The sequence below is a fragment of the Sutcliffiella horikoshii genome, assembly GCF_019931755.1.
Taxonomy (GTDB): domain Bacteria; phylum Bacillota; class Bacilli; order Bacillales; family Bacillaceae_I; genus Sutcliffiella_A; species Sutcliffiella_A horikoshii_E.
The window spans coordinates 426,732-449,118 of the sequence record NZ_CP082918.1 but is presented as its reverse complement, the minus strand read 5'-3'; the positions used below and the strand labels follow the sequence as shown (position 1 = coordinate 449,118).

The following is a 22,387-nucleotide window of genomic DNA, read 5'->3' as shown; positions in this document are numbered from 1 at the left end:
TTTTATTGGATTCTAGCTTTGTTCGACTACATTACCCTCTGCAGGGATTGGATTTTCTTTTAGCATATTGGCGAAATGCATCAGGTTATAGGCCATGATCTTGGCATGCTCCATCGTGAAATCATTTTTATGTCCTTCCGCTTCCATATACGACGATCCCGGTCCCGCTTCGCCAACCCAGTATGTATCCACATTCGGCGGAATCGTAAAGCCCATATGCGTCAATCCGTAAAGAATGGATGATGCCGCATGCTTCGCGCCGTCCTCGTTTCCTGTTATGACCACACCTCCCACCTTGTTATAGTAAATATATTGCCCTTTATCATTCGTTAGTCCACTTCCGCCATAAAGCCGCTCCATCACCATCGTCGCGACACTGCTCTTCTCACCGATCCACAGCGGTGTTCCAATGATGATGATGTCCGCACGCATCACCTTGTTGAACACTTCCGGCCACTCATCGCCATAGCCCTCATCCTCGCTGACACCGAATTTTATGTTGTAATCTGCTATCCTCACGATTTCGGATTCTACGTATTCTCTGTTGAAATGCTTGATGACCTCTTTCATCAGTGCTTCTGTATTAGATTCTTCGTTGGAAGATTTGAGTGAACAATTAAGGAAAAGTGCTTTTGTCATGTGGGGTGTTCCTCCTTTTGGTTGAGTGAGTTGAAAATATTACTCTTTACCCTATTAAAGGAAATTGAAACGTAAAAAGATAGATTTGTTAGGTGATGTTTTGGTTAAGAGATTGTGAAGGGTGGGAGGGACACAGAGAGTTTTGAGGTTGTACAGCCATACATATGAGAATTTCAAGGTAATCTTTACATTTATCCAACAACTTTTAGATTTATCCGCGACTTTTTCATTTTATCCACTACTTTTGCCTAAATAACCGTCATTCGACAAAAATCGACACTTAGAAATATTAAAAAAGACATACCCGCAACTAACAGGTATGCCTCCCTCCTTATTTAAATATGGTCCTCAAGCAAGTACATCAGCTTGTGCGGACCTCTTTCCTTATTGGACGGGATTACAACAATCATTTCTGAATCCGCGTAATAACCAGACGCAAAGCTTACGCCCGGATCATAGCCCATCACATGATATTTTACTATTTTGTCTTCGGCTTTCTCGATCCAAATTCCATATCCATAGTAACCGTTATCCGTTTGAATCCATGGTGTCGTCATTTTAGTGAGCATTTCTTTGTTTACTAGCTCTCCGTTCATTAGGGACTGCCAAAGTTTCGCCATGTCCCCTGCCGTAACATAGGCTCCACCATCAGCCCCGCCTTTTATCGGGATGGAGTAGCTGTTGGTTTTCCAGGAACCATCTTCTTTATCGATATACCCAAGTGCCGTCTTAGCAGGCAGACAATCTAAAGAGAAGTAACCAGAGTCTTGCATTCGTGCCGGCTTGAAGATGTACTCCTCCACATAATCAGAAAAAGGAGTTCCCGCTACCTTTTCAATGATTAACCCCAATACTATATAGCCGGCATTATTGTAGTGGAATTTTTCACCAGGGTTGAATTTCATCTGTTGATCCTGGAACAACGGGAGGAAATCCTCCAACCTCTTCATATGATACATTGGATTTTTCACCCAAAGCTCTTCAAAATCATCCATAACTTCCTCGTCAAAATAATCAGGAATACCAGATGAGTGTGTCAACAGATGGTGGACCGTAACCTCTCCACCAAAATGAGGGAAAGAATGATCTAACAAATTGCTTAGTTTGGAATGGAACGCTATGGATCCATTCTCTACCAACTGACATATACCTATCGCCGTGAAAAGCTTGCAGCCTGAAGCAATTCCAAATCTGGTATTGATCGTGTTGGGAATGGACTCTGACCGGTTGGAGAAGCCATGGGCACTGGCATGGATCATTCCAGTGCGGTTCTCCACATGAACAACACCTGAAAAGTCTATTTCCTTTGCCTTGTCAGCTAAGATTGTTTCTAAATCTACGTTTTTCAATTTCACTGAGATTAAACCCCTTTATATCCTTTTGACTCGGGGGACGGGTGACAATATATATGCGGTTAAGGACTCAATAACTATATTATCACACTATTTAGGCAATTAAGGTGGTAACTTTCGCATCATTACGGAGAGATTTATCCGCTTACTGTCCAAACAGAGACATTTACTGTCGGAACTGCGGCAAATACCATCCAAGTCCAAGTATTTACTGTCCGTTTCTACCAAAATACAATCCAAAGATAATACAATACATGCCAAACGACACAGTTCGACAAACCCTATATTACCTTGTTATTTTCCTACCGCCTTCAATAAAAACCGGTCCTGCCTGATATCCAAATACCCTTCCCGCTTTATTTTCAGATGAAGCTCATACAAGGGATCCAGGTAATCTTCCACACTGAAATCTACCACCTGCCACGGAATAGCCTTCAAATAGTAGATAAGTGCACCGATATCGTAAAAGCGCTGCAGCGGGAATTCCTGTTTACTGAGAAGAACCATGAAATCGTGTTCTTCCAATTGTTTTTTTGCAAATTCAAGATTCCAATGCGCATACTCTTCATTAATCGGAGCACCAAGTAGTCGGTTGATGTCTTGGCAGTCGCTCCAGCCGACTTGCTGGGTCAAAAAAGTTCCCCCCTCTTGCAGAACTCTTTTAACCTCGCTCGGATCGTACTCCTCGTGTTTGTTGATAATCAGGTCAAAGTGCTTGTCTGGAAAAGACAGTAGGTTGTCCGACTCCACTTCTACCACCTGTACACCGAGTGGTTCCAGTCTTTCTTTTGCAATAGGATAGTTAGGTTTGTATCCCTCGGTTGCACAAACAGATTGCGGAAATGGCTGCAACTTGGAGAGCAGCTCTCCTCCACCTGTTCCCATGTCGAGGATGGAAGTGGCGTCTGCCATAAAGGTTTTCGCCATGCTGCCATATGACCAGGAAAGCATACCTGATGCAAGACGGCCAGTTTCAGTTATGTGGGAAAAATCCCATCCGGAAAAATCGGTTTCTGCCTCTTTTAAATAGAGTTGAAAAAGTTGATCAGTTTTCATATAGTTACCCTCCATTTTTTAAAATTCAGTAGCTGTGCCTGATAGGCTTGGAGGTCCGCGAATGCGGTTTTATATGTTGTGTTCCAGTAGATTCATTGTGTGGTCTCCTATTTTTCTTTTCTTTTAATATACCAAATTTTTGAACTAAGTGAGACAAATGCATTCCTTGCCAAATTTTTCTCCAAACCTGTTACAATGAAGCCATACATAACAAGGAGGGATCGCAGGTGAAGATACTCGTTGTCGGTGCGGGTGCCGTTGGTGGATATTTTGGCGGACGTTTATTGGAAAAAGGTGAGGATGTAACGTTCCTTGTGCGGGAGAAGCGGAAAAAGCAACTGGAAGAGACCGGTCTTGTCATCAAAAGCGCTCATGGTGATATCACACTAAAACCAAAGCTACTGGTTAGTGGAGAAAAGGCGGAACAGTATGACGTCATTTTATTATCGATGAAAGCCTATCATTTGGACTCTGCGGTAGAGGACTTCAGAAGTTATGTCGGACCGGACACGATCATTGTCCCATTACTAAACGGGATAGCACATATGGAAAAATTAAGTGCGGCCATCAACGAGTCAAACGTGATTGGTGGACTTTGCTTTGTTGAATCTACCTTGGATGAACAGGGTGCGATCATACAGACGAGTACCATTCATGATCTTGTTTTCGGTGAACTAGATGGTGGAAAGTCAGGACGGGTTGAGAAGCTCGTTAAAGCTTTCGGTGGCACCAAAGCCAACTTTTTCCTATCCGAGAACATCCATCAAGCGATGTGGCATAAGTACCTATTCATCGCCACCTTGGCAGGGGTCACGACATTGTTCCGTTCCCCAATCGGCCCGATTCGGGAGGATGAGTTTGGTGCGGATACCATCAAACTGACTTTGGAGGAAGCTGCTGGCATTATGAAAAGTGTAGATGCTCCGCTTGCAAATAATATTGTGGGTGGAAACTGGGATAAGCTTCATTCCATCGAAGCAGGGATGAAATCGTCGATGCAGCGTGACATGGAAAAAGGATTGTCTGTAGAGGCTGATCATTTTTATGGCTATCTGCTTGGGATTGCCAAAGAGAAAGGGATAGCGGCTCCAACTTTGGAAAAGATTTATGCCAACTTGCGGATCTATGCGGGGCAAAGACGATAGGGTTATGCATTGGAAAGCTTAGGGTCGTTTGGGCTTTAAGCTTTTTCTGTTTTTATAGATGAAGTTTTATGATAGATGAAGACCTCTCCCGGTTGGATTACTTGGCCTAGAGGTCTTCATAACGCCTATGAAGACCTCCCTCGCTCAAATTTCTTGGCACATAGATCTTCATAACGCCGATGAAGACCTCTCTCATCCAAAAATTCCACTCCAGAGGTCTTCATCTCCAAAAAAACTGCCGACACGTTAGCGTCAGCAGTTCTCCATCTCTTTTATAGCGGCCTTAATCCTCAATAGCGCTTCCGTCAGCACCTCACGTGGACAGGCGATATTTATACGTTCAAACCCTTGTCCTCCTGCGCCGAATTTCATTCCTTCGTCTAGGCGGACTCCCGCTTTTTCCAAAAAGAAGGTATGCAATTCTTCAGCAGCAATTCCAAGTTCGCGACAGTCCAACCAGATAAGATGGGTTGCTTCTGGTTTCACTACTTTTATAGAAGGAATATGTTCTGCTAAATAGGTGCAGACATACTCCAAGTTAGCATTCAAATATTCCTTCACCTCTTGCAGCCACGGCAACCCTTTATAGTAGGCGGCGATGGTTCCTTCTACCGCAAACGCGTTGGGGCGCATCAGGCCGAATCCAGTCAACAGCGTTTCGTATTTCTCTTTAATGTCCATGTTCGGAATGATGAAAATAGAGCTTTGCATTCCTGCGATATTGAACGTCTTGCTCGGCGCGGCGCAGGTGATGGAAAAATCCAGATGATCCGGATGCACTTTTGCAAATGGAATATGCTTGTGTCCAGGGTAGGTGAGGTCGCCATGCATTTCGTCTGAGATGACCACTACTCCATGCTTATCACAAATCTCTCCAATCTTACGTAACTCTTCACGAGTCCACACTCTTCCAACTGGATTATGCGGGCTGCAGAGGATGAACACCTTCGTATTGGGCTGCGATGCCTTTTCTTCAAAGTCATCAAAATCCATTTTATAGCCGTCCTCGGAATAGAGGAGGGAATTGTGCAAGATGGTGCAGCCTTGTGTTTGGATCGTAGAAAAGAAAGGATAATACACAGGGTCCTGCACAATAACTGAATCACCTGGTTGAGTCAAAGCCTTGAGCAAAAGGTTCATCCCGGGGATAATGCCGGGGCTGAACGAGATCCATTCCTGCTTCAGCTCCCAGTCGTACTGCGTTTTCCACCAGTATTCAACAGCGTCGTAATAGCGTGCGCAAAACGTACTGTAGCCGTAGATACCGTGCGTGGCTTTTTGGCTGATGGCATGGACAATCTCTTCGGAAACCTGAAAATCCATATCTGCGATGCAAAGCGGGATGATATCTTGATCTTCGATGAACCATTTGACGGAATGCGTTTTTCTGCGGTCGATGAATTTTTCCAGTTGCATGGCTTTCTCCCCTTACTCGGTCTAGTATGCTTTAGCCCAATATACCATATGTTTCGCTTCTTTTCCGCAGCATACACAAGATTCTGCTACCTTTTCTTGTTCAAAAGGCATACAACGGGAAGTGGCGCTTGTTTCTTCTTTTATCTTGTCTTCGCACGCTTGATCGCCACACCACATCGCTTTGATGAAGCCGCCTTTTTCTTCAATTTGTTCTTTAAAGGCTTCGAAAGTCGTGGCCACACTCGTTTTCGATTCACGGTGAGAACGAGCTTTTTCTAAAAGGTTTTTCTGGATGTCTTCGAGGATTTCTACGATTTTAGCTTCCAATCCTTCCATAGGTGTGATCAGTTTGTCCCCGGTGTCACGGCGGACAAGCACAACTTGCTGTTGTTCAATATCTCGTGGGCCCGCTTCCAGTCTTAGTGGAATGCCCTTCATTTCGTACTCGTTGAACTTCCAGCCAGGCTTTTTGTCGCTGGCGTCAATCCCGACGCGAAGTGATGTGGCTAGCTTTTCTTTTAAATCATAGGCAAAATCAAGGACTCCCTCTTTGTGCTGAGCGATTGGGACAATCATGACCTGTGTTGGTGCAATTCTAGGAGGTACGACAAGACCTCGGTCATCGCCGTGGACCATGATCATGGCTCCGATGATACGGGTAGTGAAGCCCCAAGAAGTTTGCTGAACATATTCCTGCTTGCCTTCACGGTTTAAGAATTGAATGCCGAATGCTTTGGCAAAACCGTCCCCGAGATGATGAGAGGTGGCCGATTGCAATGCTTTCCCGTCATGCATCAGGCTTTCAATCGTGTAGGTGTATTTGGCTCCAGCAAATTTTTCTTTTTCCGTTTTCTGACCTTTGATGACAGGGATGGCCAAGATGTCCTCACAGATTTCCGCATAAACATTGAGCATTTTTACGGTTTCCTCGTGCGCCTGTTCGTCTGTTTCGTGACACGTGTGCCCTTCTTGCCAGAGGAATTCGAGTGTTCTCAGAAACGGTCTGGTTGTCTTTTCCCAACGAACGACGTTTGCCCATTGGTTGTAAAGCTTTGGCAGGTCGCGGTAAGAATGGATGATATTTTTGTAGTGCTCGCCGAAAAGCACTTCCGATGTTGGACGGACGACTAAGCGTTCTTGGAGCTTTTCGTCGCCGCCGTGGGTGACCCAAGCCACTTCCGGTGCAAAGCCTTCGATGTGGTCCTTTTCCTTTTGGAGGAGGCTCTCTGGAATGAACAGTGGCATGTAGACATTTTCGTGGCCGGTTTCTTTGATCCGTTTGTCGAGCGCGTCTTTGATGTTTTCCCATAGTGCGTAGCCGTATGGGCGGATGATCATGCTGCCGCGAACGCTGGAATAGTCGACAAGTTCAGCTTTGGTGACAACATCTGTGTACCATTGCGCGAAGTCTTCGTCCATTTTGGTGATTTTTTCTACGAAATTTTTATTAGACATGTGAGTTTGCTCCTTTTTATAAAGTTCGTGCGGAAATGAAGTGAGTTCGTGCGGAAATGGCCCGAGTTCATGCCAAAATTAGGCGAGTTGATGCCAAACCCATTTTCCAGCTAAATAAAAAAAGCCCCGCTATAAATAAGGGACCATTTCTGGCGGTACCACCCTTATTCAAAGCAAAGCTTCACTCTCTTTCATGGTAACGGTTTTGAACCGCTGCACCGTTTCTGATGCAGAACTCTGAGGCAGGTTCAAATGCTCATCTATGGCTGCCTCTCACCACTCGGCACCCTCTCTTGGATAGACAAAATCATTTTACTGGTCCTCTTCGACGTTTGATATTGAGAAGATTATATAGGTTTGTTGGAAAATTTGTCAATCTATTATTTTACTAGTATGGGTGGGTTTTTGATTCTTAAACGTATGTCCACACAAAAAAAACGCCCGTACAATCCGACAAGTACGCACGCCTTTCACCAACTGCTATGATATTAACCTTTCCTTCAACCGCAACAATTCCCCCAGTTTCTCCCCCCTAGCCTCTTCATCCAACCGATACCTATCCTCCAATATCTCCCACAACAACTCCCCTTTTTCTTCAAAAGACAACGGCAGCCGCTTCACCACCTCCCGATATTCCGCCAGAAACTCAGTATAAGAAATCCAGGAAAAATCAAACTGTTCCTCTAGTTCTCTTTTCAATTTGCGGGTCAGCTTGGGACTGGAACCGTTAGAAGTCACGGCAATCTGCAGATTTCCACGCCTCACGGTTGCCGGGAATGTGACGTTACCTTCCCCTGACTCGTCTACCACGCAAACGAGCTGTGACTCATGCAACCCGCGAACTAAAGAGGCGTTCACCTCTCTGTTGTTCGTAGCCAAAATGGTCAAGAATGCCTCTGCAAAATCCCCTGCCACCGCTCCTCGCTCCACCAACCGGTAGCCTCTTAACACAGACAACTCCAGCACTTCCTCCGAAAATTCAGGTGCGATAAACGTGATGTCCGCCTGCTCGGCATCCAAAACCTTCGCTTTACGCGCAGCAATTCTCCCACCGCCTGCGATTACAACTTTCTTCCCTTTCAAATCAATGATTAACGGTTGCAACTCTCCAATCCTCCTTCCCCAAAGCCCGCTCCACCACAATATCCTGGATTACCCCGTGACGGCTCAACGGCTCCATTAACAAAATATCTTGTCCGGACCTTCGCCTCTTCCGGACCTCCCGCTCGACTTCACTTAACAACAAACCAGCGAACAATAAATAAGGCACCACCAACACCCGTCCCACTGCACCAACACTAATCTCCTCTATGCCCTCAGCGAATAATGGTGTGGTGGCCGCCAAATAGCAGACATCTACTCTCGACACACCAAGCCGCTCACCAACGCCATTTTTTATATCGGAAAAAGCCTCATGAATAGCAGGATCACTGCTCCCCCTGCCGACCAACAATACAGAATCTGCAGCATCCACCTTTCCAACAGTCGCCACTACCAATTCACTTATCGCATCCACAATCCGCTCCTGCACCCCAAAGGCCGGGGCAATCTCCACACGTAACTCCGGATATTTCACCCGCAGTGGCGCGAGCGCTTCTGGAATGTCCTCTTTTATATGTCCTGCTGTTAAAAGAAAGATGGGGACGACGGTGATCTCGGTTGCTCCTTTTTCCACACAACGTTCGAATCCTTCCGGGATAAACGGCTCCGTCAGTTCAAGAAAACTAATTTCCTGAATTGGTGCATCCACTCTACCAATGACCCGCCCCAAAAATTCTTTCGCTTCCTCCGATCCTTTTTTCGACCGCGTTCCGTGCCCTACATATAAAATGGCTTTCGTCACAAAACCCGCTCCCTTCTATCCGTGCACCACCGGCAAGTGTGGCGCGACCTCCTCCTCGAACCAGTGCAGTTTTTCATGAAGCTTCACCACTTCCCCAATCACAATCATGCTTGGATTGGAGATGTTGGCATCCTTCACTTTTCGCTCGATGTTGGCAAGTGTTCCCACGACAGTCCGTTGCTCCTGTAACGTTCCCCAATGGACAAGGGCAATCGGTGTTTTAGAAGACTTCCCGTTCTCCTGCAGACGTTTAAGTATATTTGGCAGCTGGGAAACCCCCATGTACACACAGATCGTATCCACCGCATGTGCGAGATTTGCCCATTGATGCTCGGCTTCCTTGTCGCCTGCCTGGTGACCGGTGACAAATGCGAAACTTTTGCTCAAGGTCCTGTGGGTGACAGGAATGCCGGCGTAAGCAGCCGCTCCAATCCCAGCGGTTATTCCCGGGATGACTTCAAAAGGAACATCCTGTTTAAAGCATTCCTCTGCCTCCTCGCCGCCACGTCCGAAAACAAACGGGTCGCCCCCCTTCAAACGCACGACCTGCAAACCTTTTTTCGCATATTTTACGAGAAAATGATTGATAGTCTCTTGCTTCATCGTATGGTAATGAGGCAGCTTCCCGCAGTAGACAAGCTGCGCCTCTTTTTTTGCATAGTTTAGTAGTTCGGGGTTCACCAGGCGGTCATAAAGGATGACATCCGCCTGCTCGAGTAGGCGCAACCCCTTCACTGTAATCAAATCGGGATCCCCGGGACCTGCTCCCACCAAATATACTTTTCCGGTCATGCGCTACCACCCTTTCTCTTCTGGATCTAAAATATAGCCACTCTTTTTTCCAAGGCGCTTTTTCTCCCGCAAAATAACTTCTTTCACTTCAGGCTCTTTCAGATAAAATTTCTCAAGCTCCACATCAAGGTGCTCAAAAGCTGCTTCATCGTTCTCGGCAAAGATGACGGATACAATTTCCTTGGCCTCTATCGTTACATCAAATCTATATAGATACGCCATCGGTTTCTTTTCCTAAAATAGTATCTAACACGCCCTGCAAAGTAGAGACTCCCACGCGTCCAACAAAATCGAAGAAGGATTCCCCTTTTGTTTTCTGGTCGCGGAAGTAGATTAATAGCTCCTCAAGGACATCCGTCAATTCCTCTGCCGCCACTTTCCCCTTCAGCTTCTCATTGAACTTGCCACCTTTATTCAAGGTCCCGCCAACATATATCTCATAGGCTTCGACCATCTCTTTTTGCTCATTTCGCATCTTCATCCCCTGAAGGCCAATGTCGGCAATCTGGCGCTGACCGCAGGAATTCGGGCAACCGACCATATGCGTGCGGATCGGGACATCCAAGCTGATGCGCTGATCAAGTTCCTCTGCGATAAGTCGCATACGTTCCTTCGTTTCCACCAATGCCAGGTTGCAGTACTCGATACCAGTGCAAGAAACCGCATGCCCGAGAAAAGAGTTCGGATTAATGGAGATGCGCTCAAAAATCGGTTCTTTCAAGAGTGCTTCCACGTTTTCAGCCGGGATGTTCGGAATGATGAGATTCTGAGAGTTACAGGTTCTGATTTCCCCGTTTCCGTACTTTCCTGAAATTCTCGCAAGCTCGAAAACTTCTTCCGAATCCAAGCGCCCGACCGGTACATTGAAGCCGAGGAACTTCAAGCCATCTTGCTTTTGGTCATGGATTCCGTAAAAGTAACCAGCATTCCACTCCTCTTTTGGCTCATCGCCTTTGGAGGGTAGCGGACCGGTGTACTCTAGCAGCTTCTCCTTGAACTTTTCCGGTCCCCAATCGGCTATTAAAAATTTCAAGCGTGCAAGATGTCGCTTTTCCCGGTATCCAAAATCACGGAAAATTGTCGTGACAGCAATCGCGACTTCAAGCGTTCGTTCCGGTTCCACAAACACATCGATGGTCTCAGCCAGAAACGGTCTGGAGGAAAGCCCGCCGCCGACTTTCAGGTGGAAGCCACTTTTTGTGACACCATCTATCGTTTTTGTCGCAGGTGTAAATGAAACACAGTTGATTTCGGCGTTGGATGCATTTTTCGTATTGGCACTGATGGACATTTTGTATTTTCGCGGCAAGTTGGAGAAGTCCTCATTCTTCTGAAAGAAATCATAGACCTCTTTTACAATCGCCGTTGTGTCAAAAAGCTCGTCAGGATCTAAGCCTGCAATCGGATTGCCTACAATGGTCCGGGTGATGTCTCCGCACGCCCCTGCACTCGAAAGTCCCACTGCATCGAGACGGTTGAAAATGTCCGGGATCTGCTCGATTTCGAGCCAGTGAAATTGAATCGCCTGCCGTGTGGTGATGTCAAAAACGCCACGGCCATAATCGCGCGCGATGCCTGCGAGCGTTTCCACCTGAGGCTTGGTGAGGATGCCAGACGGAACATTGACCCTCATCATGAAGTATCCATCTTCTTTCGGACGTTGCAGATAAAGCCCTGCCCACTTGAACAGGTCCCATTGTTCCTTAGGGATAGATTCGAATCCATTCTTTGCGTAATGCGGAATATCATCGAGAATCCGCAAGCCATCCTTCTCCAGTTTTGCTTTCTCTGTCTTGTTGATCTTTTCGTTGTCGGCCCAGTGTTTAACGTATGCCATAAGTACAGCCCCCTTTTAAATGATTTTTTGGTTTCTTAAGTATTGAAGTATCTTGCTGACCGCTTCCTCCACCGTCTGTGTGCCGGATGCAATCGTGATTTCAGCTTGTGGCGGCTTCTCGTAAGGTGAATCAATGCCGGTGAAATCCTTTATCTCTCCTCGCCTAGCTTTTTTGTACAATTGTTTCGGATCTCTCTTTTCACATTCTTCTAACGGACAGTCCACGAACACTTCGATGAATTCACCTTCCTCGAAAAGAGCCCTAACCTGATCCCTGTCGTTCTGGAACGGCGAGATAAACGCGGTGGTGACAATCTTTCCACTGTCGACAAACAATTTTGCCACTTCCCCAATGCGTCGGATGTTTTCGTTGCGGTCCTTTTCCGAAAAACCAAGATCCTTGTTGAGTCCGTGACGGACATTGTCACCGTCCAACACATACTCATTAATGCTTTGGCGGTATAATTCTGTAGACACGGCGTTCGCGATGGTAGATTTACCGGATCCCGATAGCCCGGTGAACCAGAGGACGCAGCTGCCATGCCCGTTTTGTGCACGGCGCTCCTCTTTAGTGATGGCCTGTTCATGCCAAGTGATGTTGGTTGCTTTTGTACTCAATTTTCATTTCCCCCTTTATACAGCAGCTGTTTTTTGTTGCTTTAGCCCGTCAATCAAGACTTCGATGACTTCTTTTCGGCTGAAGGTGGACGGTGGTAACTCCCCAGCTCGCAGCAGTTCCCTCACCTTCGTCCCGGATAAAATAACCCTGTCTTCCTTAGGATGCGGGCATGTTTTATCAGAGGCCATGCCCTCGCATTTATTGCAATAAAAGCTATGCTCGAAAAATAATGGCTTGATGCCAAGCTCCTCTTCTGTGAACTGAAGGAAGATATGTTGCGCATCATAGGTTCCGTAATAGTCACCAACCCCCGCGTGATCGCGCCCGACAATGAAGTGAGTGCAGCCAAAATTCTTTCTCGCGATGGCGTGAAAAATCGCTTCCCTCGGACCGGCATAGCGCATGGCGGCTGGATAGACTGCAAGCTGGACACGGTCTCTTGGATAGTAGTTTTCTAAGAGTACGCGGTAACTTCTAAGGCGGACATCCGCCGGAATATCATCCGATTTTGTCTCTCCCACCAGTGGATTGAGGAATAGTCCATCCACCGTTTCAAGCGCAGCTTTTTGAATGTATTCATGAGCGCGGTGGACAGGATTTCTCGTTTGGAAGCCAACGACCGTTTTCCATCCTTTTTGTTGGAAAAGTTCACGCGTTTCTTTCGGTTCGAGCCAGACATCCTGGGCTACACCTTTGTTTGGTTTTTTCGTTAGTTTGACTTTCCCCGCGACGTAAATGTCGCCCCTTTCGAATAGACGTTTGACCCCGGGGTGTGCAAGCTCTTCCGTTTTATAGACTTCGCGCGCCTCTTTGTGAAGATCCGGCTCATACCATTCCTTTACCGTGATGACCCCGTAAGTGGTTTGCTGATGGGTCAACTTGTAGGTCTCCCCTTTTGTTAGGTTTTTTGCCACTTCTTTGGTAACTGGCAGCGTGACAGGAACCGCCCAGATGGTGCCGTTTGCCAGTCGCAGGTTTTCAACGACAGATTCGTAGTCGGATTTTGTGAGGAATCCTGTGAGCGGACTGAAGAGTCCGACTCCGATGAGTTCCAGGTCGCTAAGTGCGATCGCGTCTATTTCGATTTCTTTTGTAAGATTTGTTGTGTCATAGTTTGGTTGGTAGGCCTGCACCAGTGTGCCGCCGTGTGGTTTTGGTAGAGTCATTGTTTGTTTACCTCGCTTTTTTGTGGATTTTTTGGTTAAAATCTATGTTTTTTTAGTGATTTGAAATCGTTCGGTCAACTAATTTAATATCCCCCGTCACTCCTCACTCCCAGCCGAAACCACCGCCGCACCGGAACCAGAACCAGTTCCTCCCGACCGCTGCATCAAAAACTTCACCCCGAACACCGATACCAGCACTCCGATCATCGCAATCACCGGATACACATTTTGCTCAATCAACAGCTGAATCAGCGTGTAGGAAAGTACCATCGATAACACCGGAGACACCACCCACACAACTAACAGCTGTACGACGATGTCCTTTTGCAAAACAGATCGCCCCTGCTTCACAAAACCAATCCCGATAATCGAAGACGTCGTAATTTGTGTCAGTGGCACGGGAATGCCAAACACCGAGGCAACCGTGACGATTCCGGCTCCCGTGCCCGAAATGACGCATCCTTCCTCCAGCCGCAGCTTTGTAATCTTCTTGCCATTCGTTTCCATGACACGTTGGCCAAGCAATAGCGCGCCCAAAGCTACAAACAATCCTCCCCACAGAATTCCCTGCCCAGTGTTCATAATCCCTGCTCCGACAAGCGGTCCCACCGCATTGGCAACATTGTTCATCCCCGCGGAAAATGCTTCAAACACTCCCATCACCACGACCAGCACCGACAAGATTGGAACGGCCCTTGACGACTTAACCCATCTATCAACCACTCTATTTTTCAACACCCAGGTTGCCCCGATTGCTAACAAAAACGCCAGAACCGGTGTCAGCAGCCAGAACGAAACAATCCAGGCGAGCTTTCCGACAAACACGGATTGATAGACAATTCCGGCTCCGACAACCGCACCGACGGTCACTTCACTGGTGGAAAGCGGGATGCCGAACACATTTGCTAAAAATAAAGATAGGGCCGCAGATGCGATGACAATCAGGGCGATGGCCACCGTAAAGGTACTCTGTGGCACAATTCCGCTCCCCATTGTCTTGACGACCTCTCCGCCGCCGAGCCACGCTCCAAAGAACACCGCAATCCCACATAGCACCAAAGCCACATTCCTTTTTACAACTCCTGCACCATAGGCAATTCCCATGGATGCTGCCGCACCGCTCGCCCCGATATTCATGGCGAAAAACAGACCAACGATGACAGCTATGGTAACTAACATGTTTTTTCCTCCTTCACTTCACTGCCAACCTTAGTTTGTATGCAGGCCGCACTCCGTCTTGCCGCTACCCGCCCAGCGGCCAGCGCGGGAATCACCTTCCGCACCGACTGCCTGTGTACAGGGAAAACAGCCGATGCTTGGATAGCCATGATCGTGTAGCTCGTTATAGGGAAGTCCTCGGCTCCGAATATGATTCCAAACATCCCCCCATGTCCAATGGATGAGCGGGCAAATTTTGATGTTTTGAAACTTGTCATCCTGGTTGAGGAAATTCGTGGCTGCCCTCGTTGGGGATTGTTCCCTTCTGAGACCAGATATCCATGCCTTTTTTGGCGTGAGTGCTTCTCGTAAAGGTTCCACCTTCCGTATTTGGCAGCACTTTCCGGGATCTCTTTTCCAAAGAACCGTGCCATGTGCCGCGGCTTGTTGCTCCAACGTTAGCTGCGGCTTCCTCTTCTCAATCTGCAACTTCGGATATCTCTCTTCTATCTGCTCAATAACCTTATACGTTTCCGGAAAATGCAAATCTGTATCTAAAAAAACAATTTTCGCATCAGGCTTTACTTCTTGAATTAGGTCGATCAGCACCACTGCCTCCGCACCAAAACTTGATGCATAGATTATCTCGTCGGAGTCGTAAACTCTATAGGCCCACTCCAAAACAACGGTGGCGCCTCTTGAGTCATCATCAACCTCGAAGGTGGACGAGATCTCCTTCCAATTTTCATACGTGATTTTCTGGTTCATGCTGTTACTGCTCCTTTCTTTTCCAACGCAAAAAGGCAGCCCCTTTAATGTGCATGCTTGTTGTTCCAAGCCAAGCATCATGTAAAGTGACCGCCTCCAGTTTGTCTGGTCAGCGAGTGTTTATTTTTTTTGAAGGCGAACCTTCTCATTTTTTTCTATCTGAATGACTTTTCCATCCTGTACGACTAGGGTGATAGATCCAAACTTGATGGATTGCAGCATTCTTTCCAAGTGGGTTACCACGTCTTCCCATTCTGACTTTGCCAGTTGGCTCGCCTCCATTTCACCAAATAAAAAACGCCTCTCCCATTATGGAAAAGGCGCATCGTATGTATGCTGCACCTTATCTTCCAAAATGGGTATCCATTTTGCTGGAATTGGCACCTTGCTGTTCGCAGGTTGCCGGGCTTCAACGGGCCAGTCCCTCAGCCGCTCTAGATAAGCGTCGATTCATTTGTTGTTTTTGATAAAATTAATCCTACCATACTTATATGAATTGTCAACAATGTTATTGACTGTTTTTTTAGATTTTTTTATTTTTGGGAAGTTGGTCCTAGTCAGCTACTTCATTCCCCAATCTTTGTAAGCTTGGTTTCCGAATCAATGATGGCAGCTTGATAGGAATCTCCCGAGACCGTTTCAAAAAGAACACCTTGTACTGTTTCTTCTTGTTCTTCGAGTTTCACCAAATCAACTTTTGATAATCCGTTCGGATCAAAGGTCACTTTCCCTTCCAGCTTGAATTGCCCATCCCCTAATTCCTCTGCCAGTTCAATTTCATGGTCCAGCATCCGCTCCTCCAACCATCCGGCCAGTAAGGGTTCTACCGTATCTTCCGCTATTTTCAAACTTTCATTGTATGTGAGAATCATGGAGTAGCGGACATACTGCACCGTTTCATACTCATTCCCGCCCATGCCAACAGAAGTGGAGGAGATGGTGAATTCAGGATCCGGTTCTCCTTGAGCAAACAAATTACAGCCTGTTAACACTATTGTAAGACAACACAAAACAGATAACCTCTTCAAGCTTCCCATCCAAGACATATCCTCATACTTACTCCCCTTTGTACTAACCAATCCTAACCCCTCCTGGCATTCCCATTTTACTCAACATTAACATATTTTTCCTTGTCTATGTTGCAATAAAATAAAAATGATGCGAGATTCCTATGCAGAAAGGATTCCGCACTATTTTTCAAAAAAAAATAAGCAGCGGATTCATTCTCCGCCGCTTATTTCTATTCGCATTTAGCCATTTCTATTTTCTTACGCTTTTCCGTAACAAGGACATCAAGATGACGGTAAAGGTTAACGAATTCCCCAGGAAGCAGTCCACCGTACTCGCCGTCTAGATTTAGCTGCATTTTCTCTTGAGTGTTTACTTTTACCCTGTTCGCCTTCGTGTAGATGACTAAATCATCTTTCACATGATCTCCGCGCAATGCCATAGAAGCAATACGGATGAAGTCTGCAATGTTTGCTTTTTTAAGAATGATCATATCAAACATTCCGTCGTTCATGCAGGAGTCTGGCGCAAGCTTTTCGAAGCCGCCTACTGAATTGGATAAGGAGACAAGGAACAGCATAATTTCGCCTTCAAAGATCTTTCCGTCGTATTCAATCGTTACGTTCGTCGGGCGAATAGATGGAAGCATCTCGATTCCTTTTAGGTAGTAGGCAAGCTGGCCAAGCATTGTCTTCATCTTGATTGGTACCTCATAAGACAGCTCGGTCATTTTTCCGCCACCAGCAATATTCATGAAGTATTGATCATTGGCTTTTCCAATATCCACTGGCATTGGGACGCCTTCTGCAATAACATCCACACAAGCTAATATATCATCACGTGGCAGGTCAAGTGCTCTGGCAAAGTCGTTGGTCGTTCCCACTGGAATAATACCAAGTTGTGGACGGTAGTCCTGTTCTGCAAGACCGTTGACCACTTCATTTATTGTTCCATCTCCACCGGCTGCCACGACAAGTTCATACCTGCGTTCAACTGCAAGCTTAGCCGCTTCTGTCGCATCTCCATGTCCAGTTGTTGCATGGCAGGATGTTTCATAGCCGGCTTTTTCTAATCGAACCAACACTTCTGGCAGATGCTTTTTGAACAGCTCGCGGCCAGATGTTGGATTGTATATTACCCTAGCTCGTTTCATTTCCCATCATCCTAAACGTATATTTAACTAAGCCCTCTTTTATATTTATGTGTAGTCTGTCTCTGTATGTTGTTATATAGAATAGTTATATTTACCAATACCACTAAGTAGTGAACCTGAATCCACTACTGATAACATATTAGCCTATTCTGGTGTGGATATGCAATTAAAATGAAAATTTTGAGAAATGCGGAATCTATTGTTCCAAAATAAAACCCCCACCCGCACCGCCACTTCTCAAAAGTAGCAGCTGCAGATGGGGGCACTAAGTTCTTAATTATTCTTCTGTCTTCTTCTCTTCACTCTTTTTGCTCGTAGCAATTTCGCTAGTTAAGCTGTCGATGCTGTGACGCACGTTCGCTTTGCCGGAGAAGTTTTCGATCAGTTCTTTAACATCAATGCCGGATGACGCCTTCAAAGATTCTTGAAGCGTGGACATCAGGTTTGTCGCGTAGCCGGTCACTTTGTTGGCGCCGCTGTTTTCACCGCTTCCACCAGTATCTACTACTGTAATCTTATCGATGTTGCCAAGTGGAGCTGCAACTTGCTTCGCGTACTCAGGAAGCATTTTGATAATCATGTCTAGGATAGCCGCTTGACCGAATTGCTCGAATGCTTCTGCAATCTTTTCTTTCGCCTCTGCTTCTGCAAGACCTTTCAGGCGGATAACTTCTGCTTCGGATTCCCCTTGTGCTCTTTGTGCATCGGCAATCGCAAGACCGTCGATACGGACTTTTTCCGCTTCTGCTTTGGCCATTGCTTCGATGCGGTATTTGTTTGCATCTGCTTCTGCCATTTGCTTCATCTTATCTGCAGATGCTGCTTGCTCAACAGCGTAACGGTCTGCATCGGCTTTTTTCTTCACTTCGGAGTCGTATTGACGCTCACGACGCAGGATCTCTTTTTCTTCAAGCTCGATTTGCTTTTGACGCTCGATGATCTGGATCTGCATTTGTTGCTCGGTTACTTCTTGCTTCGCGCGTGCTTCCTCTAGGTGGTACGCTTGGTCAGCACGTGCTTTTGCGATGTCTTGCTCGCGGCGGTACTCGGCAACCTTCATTTGGTTGGTTTTTTCCGCTTCGGCGATTTCCGTCGCACGCTCAAGCTCAGCGCGTTGTGCGTCTTTAGCCGCTTCGGCACGCTTGATACGTGTTTCTTTATCGGCTTCCGCAGTTGCAATGTCTGCGTCACGCTTTACTTGCGCGATACGTGGTTTACCAAGAGATTCTAAGTATCCGTTGCTGTCGCGGATATCGCGGATAGTGAAGGATACGATGATCAATCCCATTTTCGCTAAATCCTGAGATGCAACACGTTGTACTTCTTGAGAGAATTTTTCACGATTTTTATAGATTTCTTCCACTGTCATGGAACCTAGGATGGAACGAAGGTGACCTTCTAGTACTTCACGTGCTTCGTTTTCCAGATCCTCTTTTCTTTTTCCTAAAAATTGCTCGGCAGCTGTAGCGATGTCGCCGATCGAGTTGCCGATCTTGATGATCGCCGTACCGTCTGCCATAACCGGTACACCTTGCTCTGTGTAAACTTCCGGCGTTTTAACGTCTAGTTTGATAGATAGCAAGCTTAACGGTTCAGATTGCTGGAATACCGGCACGATGAACGCACCGCCACCTCGTACAATCTTAATTCTGTTTCCTGCTTCGTCTGTGTGAACATTTTTGCCACCCAGGTAGCTACCTGTGATGATTAACGCTTCATCAGGACCGACTGTTTTGTAGCGTGCGATGAACACGACAATCAGTACGAAAATTAGTGCAACAACGGCACCGATGACAATTAATAATTCCAATCCCATCTTCTCTTCCCCCTATTTATTATAGTTTTCTAATACCTTTTCGTATGGAGTGACAGAGACCACTCCGGTTTGGACATCGATGATCAGAACTTCCGTATCGTAAGGGATTTCTTCATTTTCGAAGCTCTGTGCAGATCGCGAAACGGTGCTTCCTCCGATGCTAAGTACCACTTCCCCATACCCATCTTTCGGCACCGAGATGATGACTCGTGCAAGCTTTCCTTTTAAGTCATCGTCTGTGTAACCGAGTGAAGAATCTGCGGACCTGATTGGTACAAAAACAAAGACGTGAAGCAGTATGACTAGTAGAAGTGCAAGGACGGTGGCAATGGCCAACACAAGCAACCCTGATAGCGGCGAATATTTTTCAACTAGATAGCCTGTTGCTCCAAACACGGTAAAAAATGAAAAGATAAGAGCTGGATCAATAGGGAACGCATCGAATATTCCGTCCACTACGTCAGACAATAAAATGTAAACCAGCGTCAAGCCGCCAAATATGATGAGGCACCAAAAATATAGCGTCATCATGTCCAATCCAAACATCGTCATAAGCCATCGTTTCCTTTCCTGTTGTATTGAAGGCAATCACCTTTGGAATCCTAATCCCCCTTCCAAAACTTCCTTCCGCTATTATATACGGGTCAAATCTCCTAAAGGTTTCAAAAACATTTCTATTTTTCTACCTTTTTCTAGGACCATGATAAGTGTAAAATAATAGTAGGAATTTACAAACTTTTACCTATTCCATCATAAACCATATAAAAGGGGAAAACTATTACTTATGTTAAAAAAAGGGATTGTTTACTCGGTGAGCCTAAGCCTGTTGGCAGGTTGTACGGGCTTTGATAGTTTGTTAGAGGGAAAAGAAACATTGCTAGGTAGCCCTCATTCTGGGAAATCGACTGTGCCCGTAGTGACAGTGGTTGAGGATGAGGGTTGGGAGAGTTTTTTTGAAAAGGAAAGTGAAGTTGTTGTCTCACCGGAAGAGCCAGAAGAGGAGCCTGCGACGGAGGAGGAAGCAGAGGAGCCGGCAGAACCTGAAGAGGTCTCCGAACCTGAAGCGATCCCAGTTGTCGCCAACCCCGGCGCAATGAATGTCATGGTCAACAAATTCTGGTCGCTTCCGGAAGGGTACCGCCCAGCTGACTTGATCAAGCCAAATGTTCCGTTTTCCTTTGGCGATGAAAACAGCGACCGTTCGAAACTGCGCGCTGAAGCAGCTGAGTCGCTTGAGGTTATGTTCAATGTCGCAAAAAGTGAAGGCATCGAGCTTTATGCTCGTTCCGGCTTCCGTTCTTATGAAACACAGGAGGCTATTTTTAAAAATGAGGTAGCTACATTCGGATATGAGCAGGCGGTTCTTTATGTGGCGCTGCCGGGAACAAGCGAGCATCAAACCGGACTTGCGATGGATATTACCGCGAAAAGTGTGGGGCTTGAGCTTGTGGAGTCATTTGAGGGGACAGCTGAAGGCAAGTGGCTTGCGGAAAATGCCCATCATTATGGATTTATTTTGCGCTATCCGAAAGGGAAAACGAATATTACAGGTTATGCGTTCGAGCCATGGCATTTTAGGTATGTGGGCGTGGACATTGCTGAGGAGATTTATGCGAAAGGGATTACGTTGGAGGAATATATGGGGGATGTTAGGGAGTTTTAGGTGAATAGAAAAAAACAGAACCCCAACATGCTGTGTTGGGGTTCTACTCGTATTATTTATCGCTTCTTAATTTCCTCAATCAAGATCTTGTTCACCATTTGCGGGTTTGCCTGGCCTTTAGAGGCTTTCATGATTTGGCCGACAAGGAAGCCGATGGCGCGTTCAGTTCCTTCTTTGTAGTCCTGAACGGATTTAGGATTTGCATCCAATGTTTCGCCGACCATTTTACGAAGAGTGCCTTCGTCCGAAATTTGGACAAGGCCTTTTTCTTTTACGATTTTCTCCGCATCGCCGCCGTTTTCAATTAGTTCTTTGAAAACTTTCTTGGCAATTTTGGATGAAATCGTGCCCTTTTCAAGAAGTTTGATCATGCCTGCAAGTCCTTCTGGAGACAAGGCAGTGTCATCAAGCTCTTTATTTTCGGCGTTCAGGTAAGCAGAAACTTCGCCCATCAGCCAGTTGGAAGCAAGCTTCGCGTCAGCACCAGCTTCAACTGTCCCATCAAAGAAATCGGACATTTCTTTTGTGATGGTCAGTACTTGAGCGTCGTATGCAGGAAGTCCAAGCTCTTCAACATAACGCTTTTTGCGCTCATCCGGAAGGGTTGGGATGTCTGCGCGCACTCGCTCTTTCCAGTCATCATCAATGTGAAGTGCCACAAGATCCGGCTCCGGGAAGTAACGGTAATCGTCGGACCCTTCTTTTACACGCATCAGAATCGTCTTTTTCGTCGCTTCATCATAACGGCGTGTTTCCTGTTCAATCACTCCGCCAGACAAAAGAACCTGCTCTTGGCGAACGACCTCATGCTCCAGCCCTTTTTGGACAAAGTTGAAGGAGTTCAGGTTTTTCAGTTCCGCTTTTGTACCGAATTCTTCTTGGCCGACTGGACGCAAGGAAATGTTCGCATCACAGCGCAAAGATCCTTCTTCCATTTTACAATCGGAAACGCCAGTGTATTGAATGATGGATTTCAACTTTTCCAAGTAAGCATATGCCTCTTCCGGAGTGCGGATATCAGGTTCCGATACGATTTCCACTAGCGGTGTTCCTTGGCGGTTATAGTCGACAAGGGAATAGCCGTCTCCTGTGTGCATCAGTTTTCCTGCATCTTCTTCCAGGTGAAGACGCGTGATACCGATGCGCTTCTTCTCCCCGTTCACTTCTATATCAATCCAGCCGTTTTCCCCAATCGGTTTGTCATGCTGAGAGATCTGATAAGCCTTCGGGTTGTCCGGGTAAAAGTAATTCTTTCGGTCAAATTTCGTGTCGGTTGCAACTTCACAGTTCAGGGCCATTGCTGCCTTCATCGCGTATTCCACTGCCTGTTTGTTCAGTACAGGTAAGGTTCCAGGATAGCCAAGTTCTACGACACTTGTGTTGGAGTTCGGTTCTGCGCCGAATTCGTTTGGACTTGCCGAGAAAATTTTCGATTTTGTTTTTAATTCTACGTGTACTTCAAGGCCAATAATCGTTTCAAAGTTCATGTCTATTTTTCACC

At 46.4% G+C, this 22,387-nt stretch carries 22 protein-coding genes, 1 riboswitch and 1 other annotated feature; of the genes, 2 read left to right on the top strand and 20 right to left on the bottom strand.

Going from position 1 to position 22,387, the window contains the following annotated elements; translation table 11 throughout:
- Positions 1–12: 12 nt before the first annotated feature.
- From K7887_RS02340 to K7887_RS02330, 3 genes are all read right to left on the bottom strand, one after another.
- On the bottom strand, positions 13–639 hold the full coding sequence (locus K7887_RS02340; RefSeq protein WP_223491991.1) for a flavodoxin family protein: 627 nt from the start codon (positions 637–639) through the stop codon (positions 13–15).
- Between the two features lie 335 nt (positions 640–974).
- A complete protein-coding gene (locus tag K7887_RS02335) occupies positions 975–1,994 on the bottom strand; it encodes a serine hydrolase domain-containing protein (protein ID WP_223491990.1) in 1,020 nt (339 codons plus the stop codon).
- 291 nt (positions 1,995–2,285) lie between these two features.
- Entirely contained in the window at positions 2,286–3,047 is a 762-nt protein-coding gene (locus K7887_RS02330) for a class I SAM-dependent methyltransferase (protein WP_223491989.1), read from the bottom strand.
- A 227-nt stretch (positions 3,048–3,274) separates the two neighbouring features.
- On the opposite strand from K7887_RS02330, the gene K7887_RS02325 reads away from it, so the two are divergent.
- Complete coding sequence (locus tag K7887_RS02325) at positions 3,275–4,192, top strand: ketopantoate reductase family protein (RefSeq protein ID WP_223491988.1); 918 nt, start codon at positions 3,275–3,277, stop codon at positions 4,190–4,192.
- 252 nt (positions 4,193–4,444) lie between these two features.
- Here K7887_RS02325 and K7887_RS02320 read toward each other — a convergent pair whose 3' ends face one another.
- The 16 genes from K7887_RS02320 to K7887_RS02245 all read right to left on the bottom strand — a co-directional run bounded on the left by K7887_RS02320 (position 4,445) and on the right by K7887_RS02245 (position 19,775).
- Entirely contained in the window at positions 4,445–5,608 is a 1,164-nt protein-coding gene (locus K7887_RS02320) for a MalY/PatB family protein (protein WP_223491987.1), read from the bottom strand.
- Positions 5,609–5,629: 21 nt separating this feature from the next.
- A complete protein-coding gene (gene proS, locus K7887_RS02315; protein WP_223491986.1) occupies positions 5,630–7,063 on the bottom strand; it encodes a proline--tRNA ligase in 1,434 nt (477 codons plus the stop codon).
- Positions 7,064–7,198: 135 nt separating this feature from the next.
- Positions 7,199–7,401 (bottom strand) — a binding site (T-box leader).
- Positions 7,402–7,543: 142 nt separating this feature from the next.
- Entirely contained in the window at positions 7,544–8,167 is a 624-nt protein-coding gene (locus tag K7887_RS02310) for a precorrin-2 dehydrogenase/sirohydrochlorin ferrochelatase family protein (RefSeq protein ID WP_223491985.1), read from the bottom strand.
- Complete coding sequence (locus tag K7887_RS02305) at positions 8,148–8,906, bottom strand: sirohydrochlorin chelatase (RefSeq protein ID WP_223491984.1); 759 nt, start codon at positions 8,904–8,906, stop codon at positions 8,148–8,150. Before K7887_RS02305 ends, K7887_RS02310 begins: the two co-directional genes overlap by 20 nt.
- 15 nt (positions 8,907–8,921) lie before the next feature.
- Positions 8,922–9,698, bottom strand: coding sequence for a uroporphyrinogen-III C-methyltransferase (gene cobA, locus K7887_RS02300; protein WP_223491983.1), 777 nt, complete (start codon positions 9,696–9,698; stop codon positions 8,922–8,924).
- 3 nt (positions 9,699–9,701) lie between these two features.
- A complete protein-coding gene (locus K7887_RS02295) occupies positions 9,702–9,920 on the bottom strand; it encodes a DUF3906 family protein (RefSeq protein WP_010191873.1) in 219 nt (72 codons plus the stop codon).
- Complete coding sequence (locus tag K7887_RS02290) at positions 9,904–11,535, bottom strand: nitrite/sulfite reductase (RefSeq protein WP_223491982.1); 1,632 nt, start codon at positions 11,533–11,535, stop codon at positions 9,904–9,906. The genes K7887_RS02295 and K7887_RS02290 overlap by 17 nt, the downstream gene beginning before the upstream one ends.
- 15 nt (positions 11,536–11,550) lie before the next feature.
- Positions 11,551–12,153 carry an adenylyl-sulfate kinase gene (gene cysC, locus K7887_RS02285; protein ID WP_223491981.1) on the bottom strand — a complete coding sequence of 201 codons (603 nt, stop codon included), beginning with the start codon at positions 12,151–12,153 and terminating at the stop codon, positions 11,551–11,553.
- A gap of 15 nt (positions 12,154–12,168) precedes the next feature.
- A complete protein-coding gene (sat, locus tag K7887_RS02280; protein WP_223491980.1) occupies positions 12,169–13,320 on the bottom strand; it encodes a sulfate adenylyltransferase in 1,152 nt (383 codons plus the stop codon).
- A 96-nt stretch (positions 13,321–13,416) separates the two neighbouring features.
- A complete protein-coding gene (locus K7887_RS02275) occupies positions 13,417–14,499 on the bottom strand; it encodes a sulfate permease (RefSeq protein WP_223491979.1) in 1,083 nt (360 codons plus the stop codon).
- A gap of 30 nt (positions 14,500–14,529) precedes the next feature.
- On the bottom strand, positions 14,530–15,246 hold the full coding sequence (locus K7887_RS02270; RefSeq protein ID WP_223493561.1) for a phosphoadenylyl-sulfate reductase: 717 nt from the start codon (positions 15,244–15,246) through the stop codon (positions 14,530–14,532).
- Positions 15,247–15,366: 120 nt separating this feature from the next.
- Positions 15,367–15,528 carry a YezD family protein gene (locus tag K7887_RS02265; protein ID WP_088020100.1) on the bottom strand — a complete coding sequence of 54 codons (162 nt, stop codon included), beginning with the start codon at positions 15,526–15,528 and terminating at the stop codon, positions 15,367–15,369.
- 58 nt (positions 15,529–15,586) lie between these two features.
- Positions 15,587–15,691, bottom strand: a riboswitch (SAM riboswitch).
- 121 nt (positions 15,692–15,812) lie between these two features.
- Positions 15,813–16,325: a hypothetical protein gene (locus K7887_RS02260; protein ID WP_223491978.1), complete on the bottom strand. Its 513-nt coding sequence runs from the start codon at positions 16,323–16,325 to the stop codon at positions 15,813–15,815.
- A gap of 161 nt (positions 16,326–16,486) precedes the next feature.
- The gene (locus tag K7887_RS02255; protein ID WP_223491977.1) at positions 16,487–17,407 is read right to left on the bottom strand and encodes a diacylglycerol kinase; all 921 of its coding nucleotides are present in this window, start codon (positions 17,405–17,407) and stop codon (positions 16,487–16,489) included.
- Positions 17,408–17,684: 277 nt separating this feature from the next.
- A complete protein-coding gene (locus K7887_RS02250; protein ID WP_223491976.1) occupies positions 17,685–19,223 on the bottom strand; it encodes a flotillin lipid rafts scaffold protein FloT in 1,539 nt (512 codons plus the stop codon).
- A 12-nt stretch (positions 19,224–19,235) separates the two neighbouring features.
- On the bottom strand, positions 19,236–19,775 hold the full coding sequence (locus K7887_RS02245) for an NfeD family membrane protein (RefSeq protein ID WP_223491975.1): 540 nt from the start codon (positions 19,773–19,775) through the stop codon (positions 19,236–19,238).
- Between the two features lie 232 nt (positions 19,776–20,007).
- Here K7887_RS02245 and K7887_RS02240 point away from each other — a divergent pair, with 232 nt between their 5' ends.
- The gene (locus K7887_RS02240) at positions 20,008–20,886 is read left to right on the top strand and encodes a M15 family metallopeptidase (protein ID WP_223491974.1); all 879 of its coding nucleotides are present in this window, start codon (positions 20,008–20,010) and stop codon (positions 20,884–20,886) included.
- Positions 20,887–20,942: 56 nt separating this feature from the next.
- On the opposite strand, the gene gatB is transcribed toward K7887_RS02240, so the two are convergent.
- Positions 20,943–22,373 (bottom strand): Asp-tRNA(Asn)/Glu-tRNA(Gln) amidotransferase subunit GatB, encoded by a 1,431-nt coding sequence (gene gatB / locus K7887_RS02235; protein ID WP_223491973.1) that lies wholly within the window; start codon positions 22,371–22,373, stop codon positions 20,943–20,945.
- Between the last annotated feature and the right edge of the window lie 14 nt (positions 22,374–22,387).

Coding starts and splice junctions, on each gene's coding strand:
- proS (WP_223491986.1), bottom strand. CDS start 7,063: ATGTCTAATAAAAATTTCGTAGAAAAAATCACCAAAATGGACGAAGAC.
- K7887_RS02295 (WP_010191873.1), bottom strand. CDS start 9,920: ATGGCGTATCTATATAGATTTGATGTAACGATAGAGGCCAAGGAAATT.
- K7887_RS02275 (WP_223491979.1), bottom strand. CDS start 14,499: ATGTTAGTTACCATAGCTGTCATCGTTGGTCTGTTTTTCGCCATGAAT.
- K7887_RS02290 (WP_223491982.1), bottom strand. CDS start 11,535: ATGGCATACGTTAAACACTGGGCCGACAACGAAAAGATCAACAAGACA.
- K7887_RS02330 (WP_223491989.1), bottom strand. CDS start 3,047: ATGAAAACTGATCAACTTTTTCAACTCTATTTAAAAGAGGCAGAAACC.
- K7887_RS02270 (WP_223493561.1), bottom strand. CDS start 15,246: ATGAACCAGAAAATCACGTATGAAAATTGGAAGGAGATCTCGTCCACC.
- K7887_RS02250 (WP_223491976.1), bottom strand. CDS start 19,223: ATGGGATTGGAATTATTAATTGTCATCGGTGCCGTTGTTGCACTAATT.
- cobA (WP_223491983.1), bottom strand. CDS start 9,698: ATGACCGGAAAAGTATATTTGGTGGGAGCAGGTCCCGGGGATCCCGAT.
- sat (WP_223491980.1), bottom strand. CDS start 13,320: ATGACTCTACCAAAACCACACGGCGGCACACTGGTGCAGGCCTACCAA.
- K7887_RS02340 (WP_223491991.1), bottom strand. CDS start 639: ATGACAAAAGCACTTTTCCTTAATTGTTCACTCAAATCTTCCAACGAA.
- K7887_RS02265 (WP_088020100.1), bottom strand. CDS start 15,528: ATGGAGGCGAGCCAACTGGCAAAGTCAGAATGGGAAGACGTGGTAACC.
- K7887_RS02255 (WP_223491977.1), bottom strand. CDS start 17,407: ATGAAACGAGCTAGGGTAATATACAATCCAACATCTGGCCGCGAGCTG.
- K7887_RS02245 (WP_223491975.1), bottom strand. CDS start 19,775: ATGACGATGTTTGGATTGGACATGATGACGCTATATTTTTGGTGCCTC.
- K7887_RS02320 (WP_223491987.1), bottom strand. CDS start 5,608: ATGCAACTGGAAAAATTCATCGACCGCAGAAAAACGCATTCCGTCAAA.
- K7887_RS02240 (WP_223491974.1), top strand. CDS start 20,008: ATGTTAAAAAAAGGGATTGTTTACTCGGTGAGCCTAAGCCTGTTGGCA.
- gatB (WP_223491973.1), bottom strand. CDS start 22,373: ATGAACTTTGAAACGATTATTGGCCTTGAAGTACACGTAGAATTAAAA.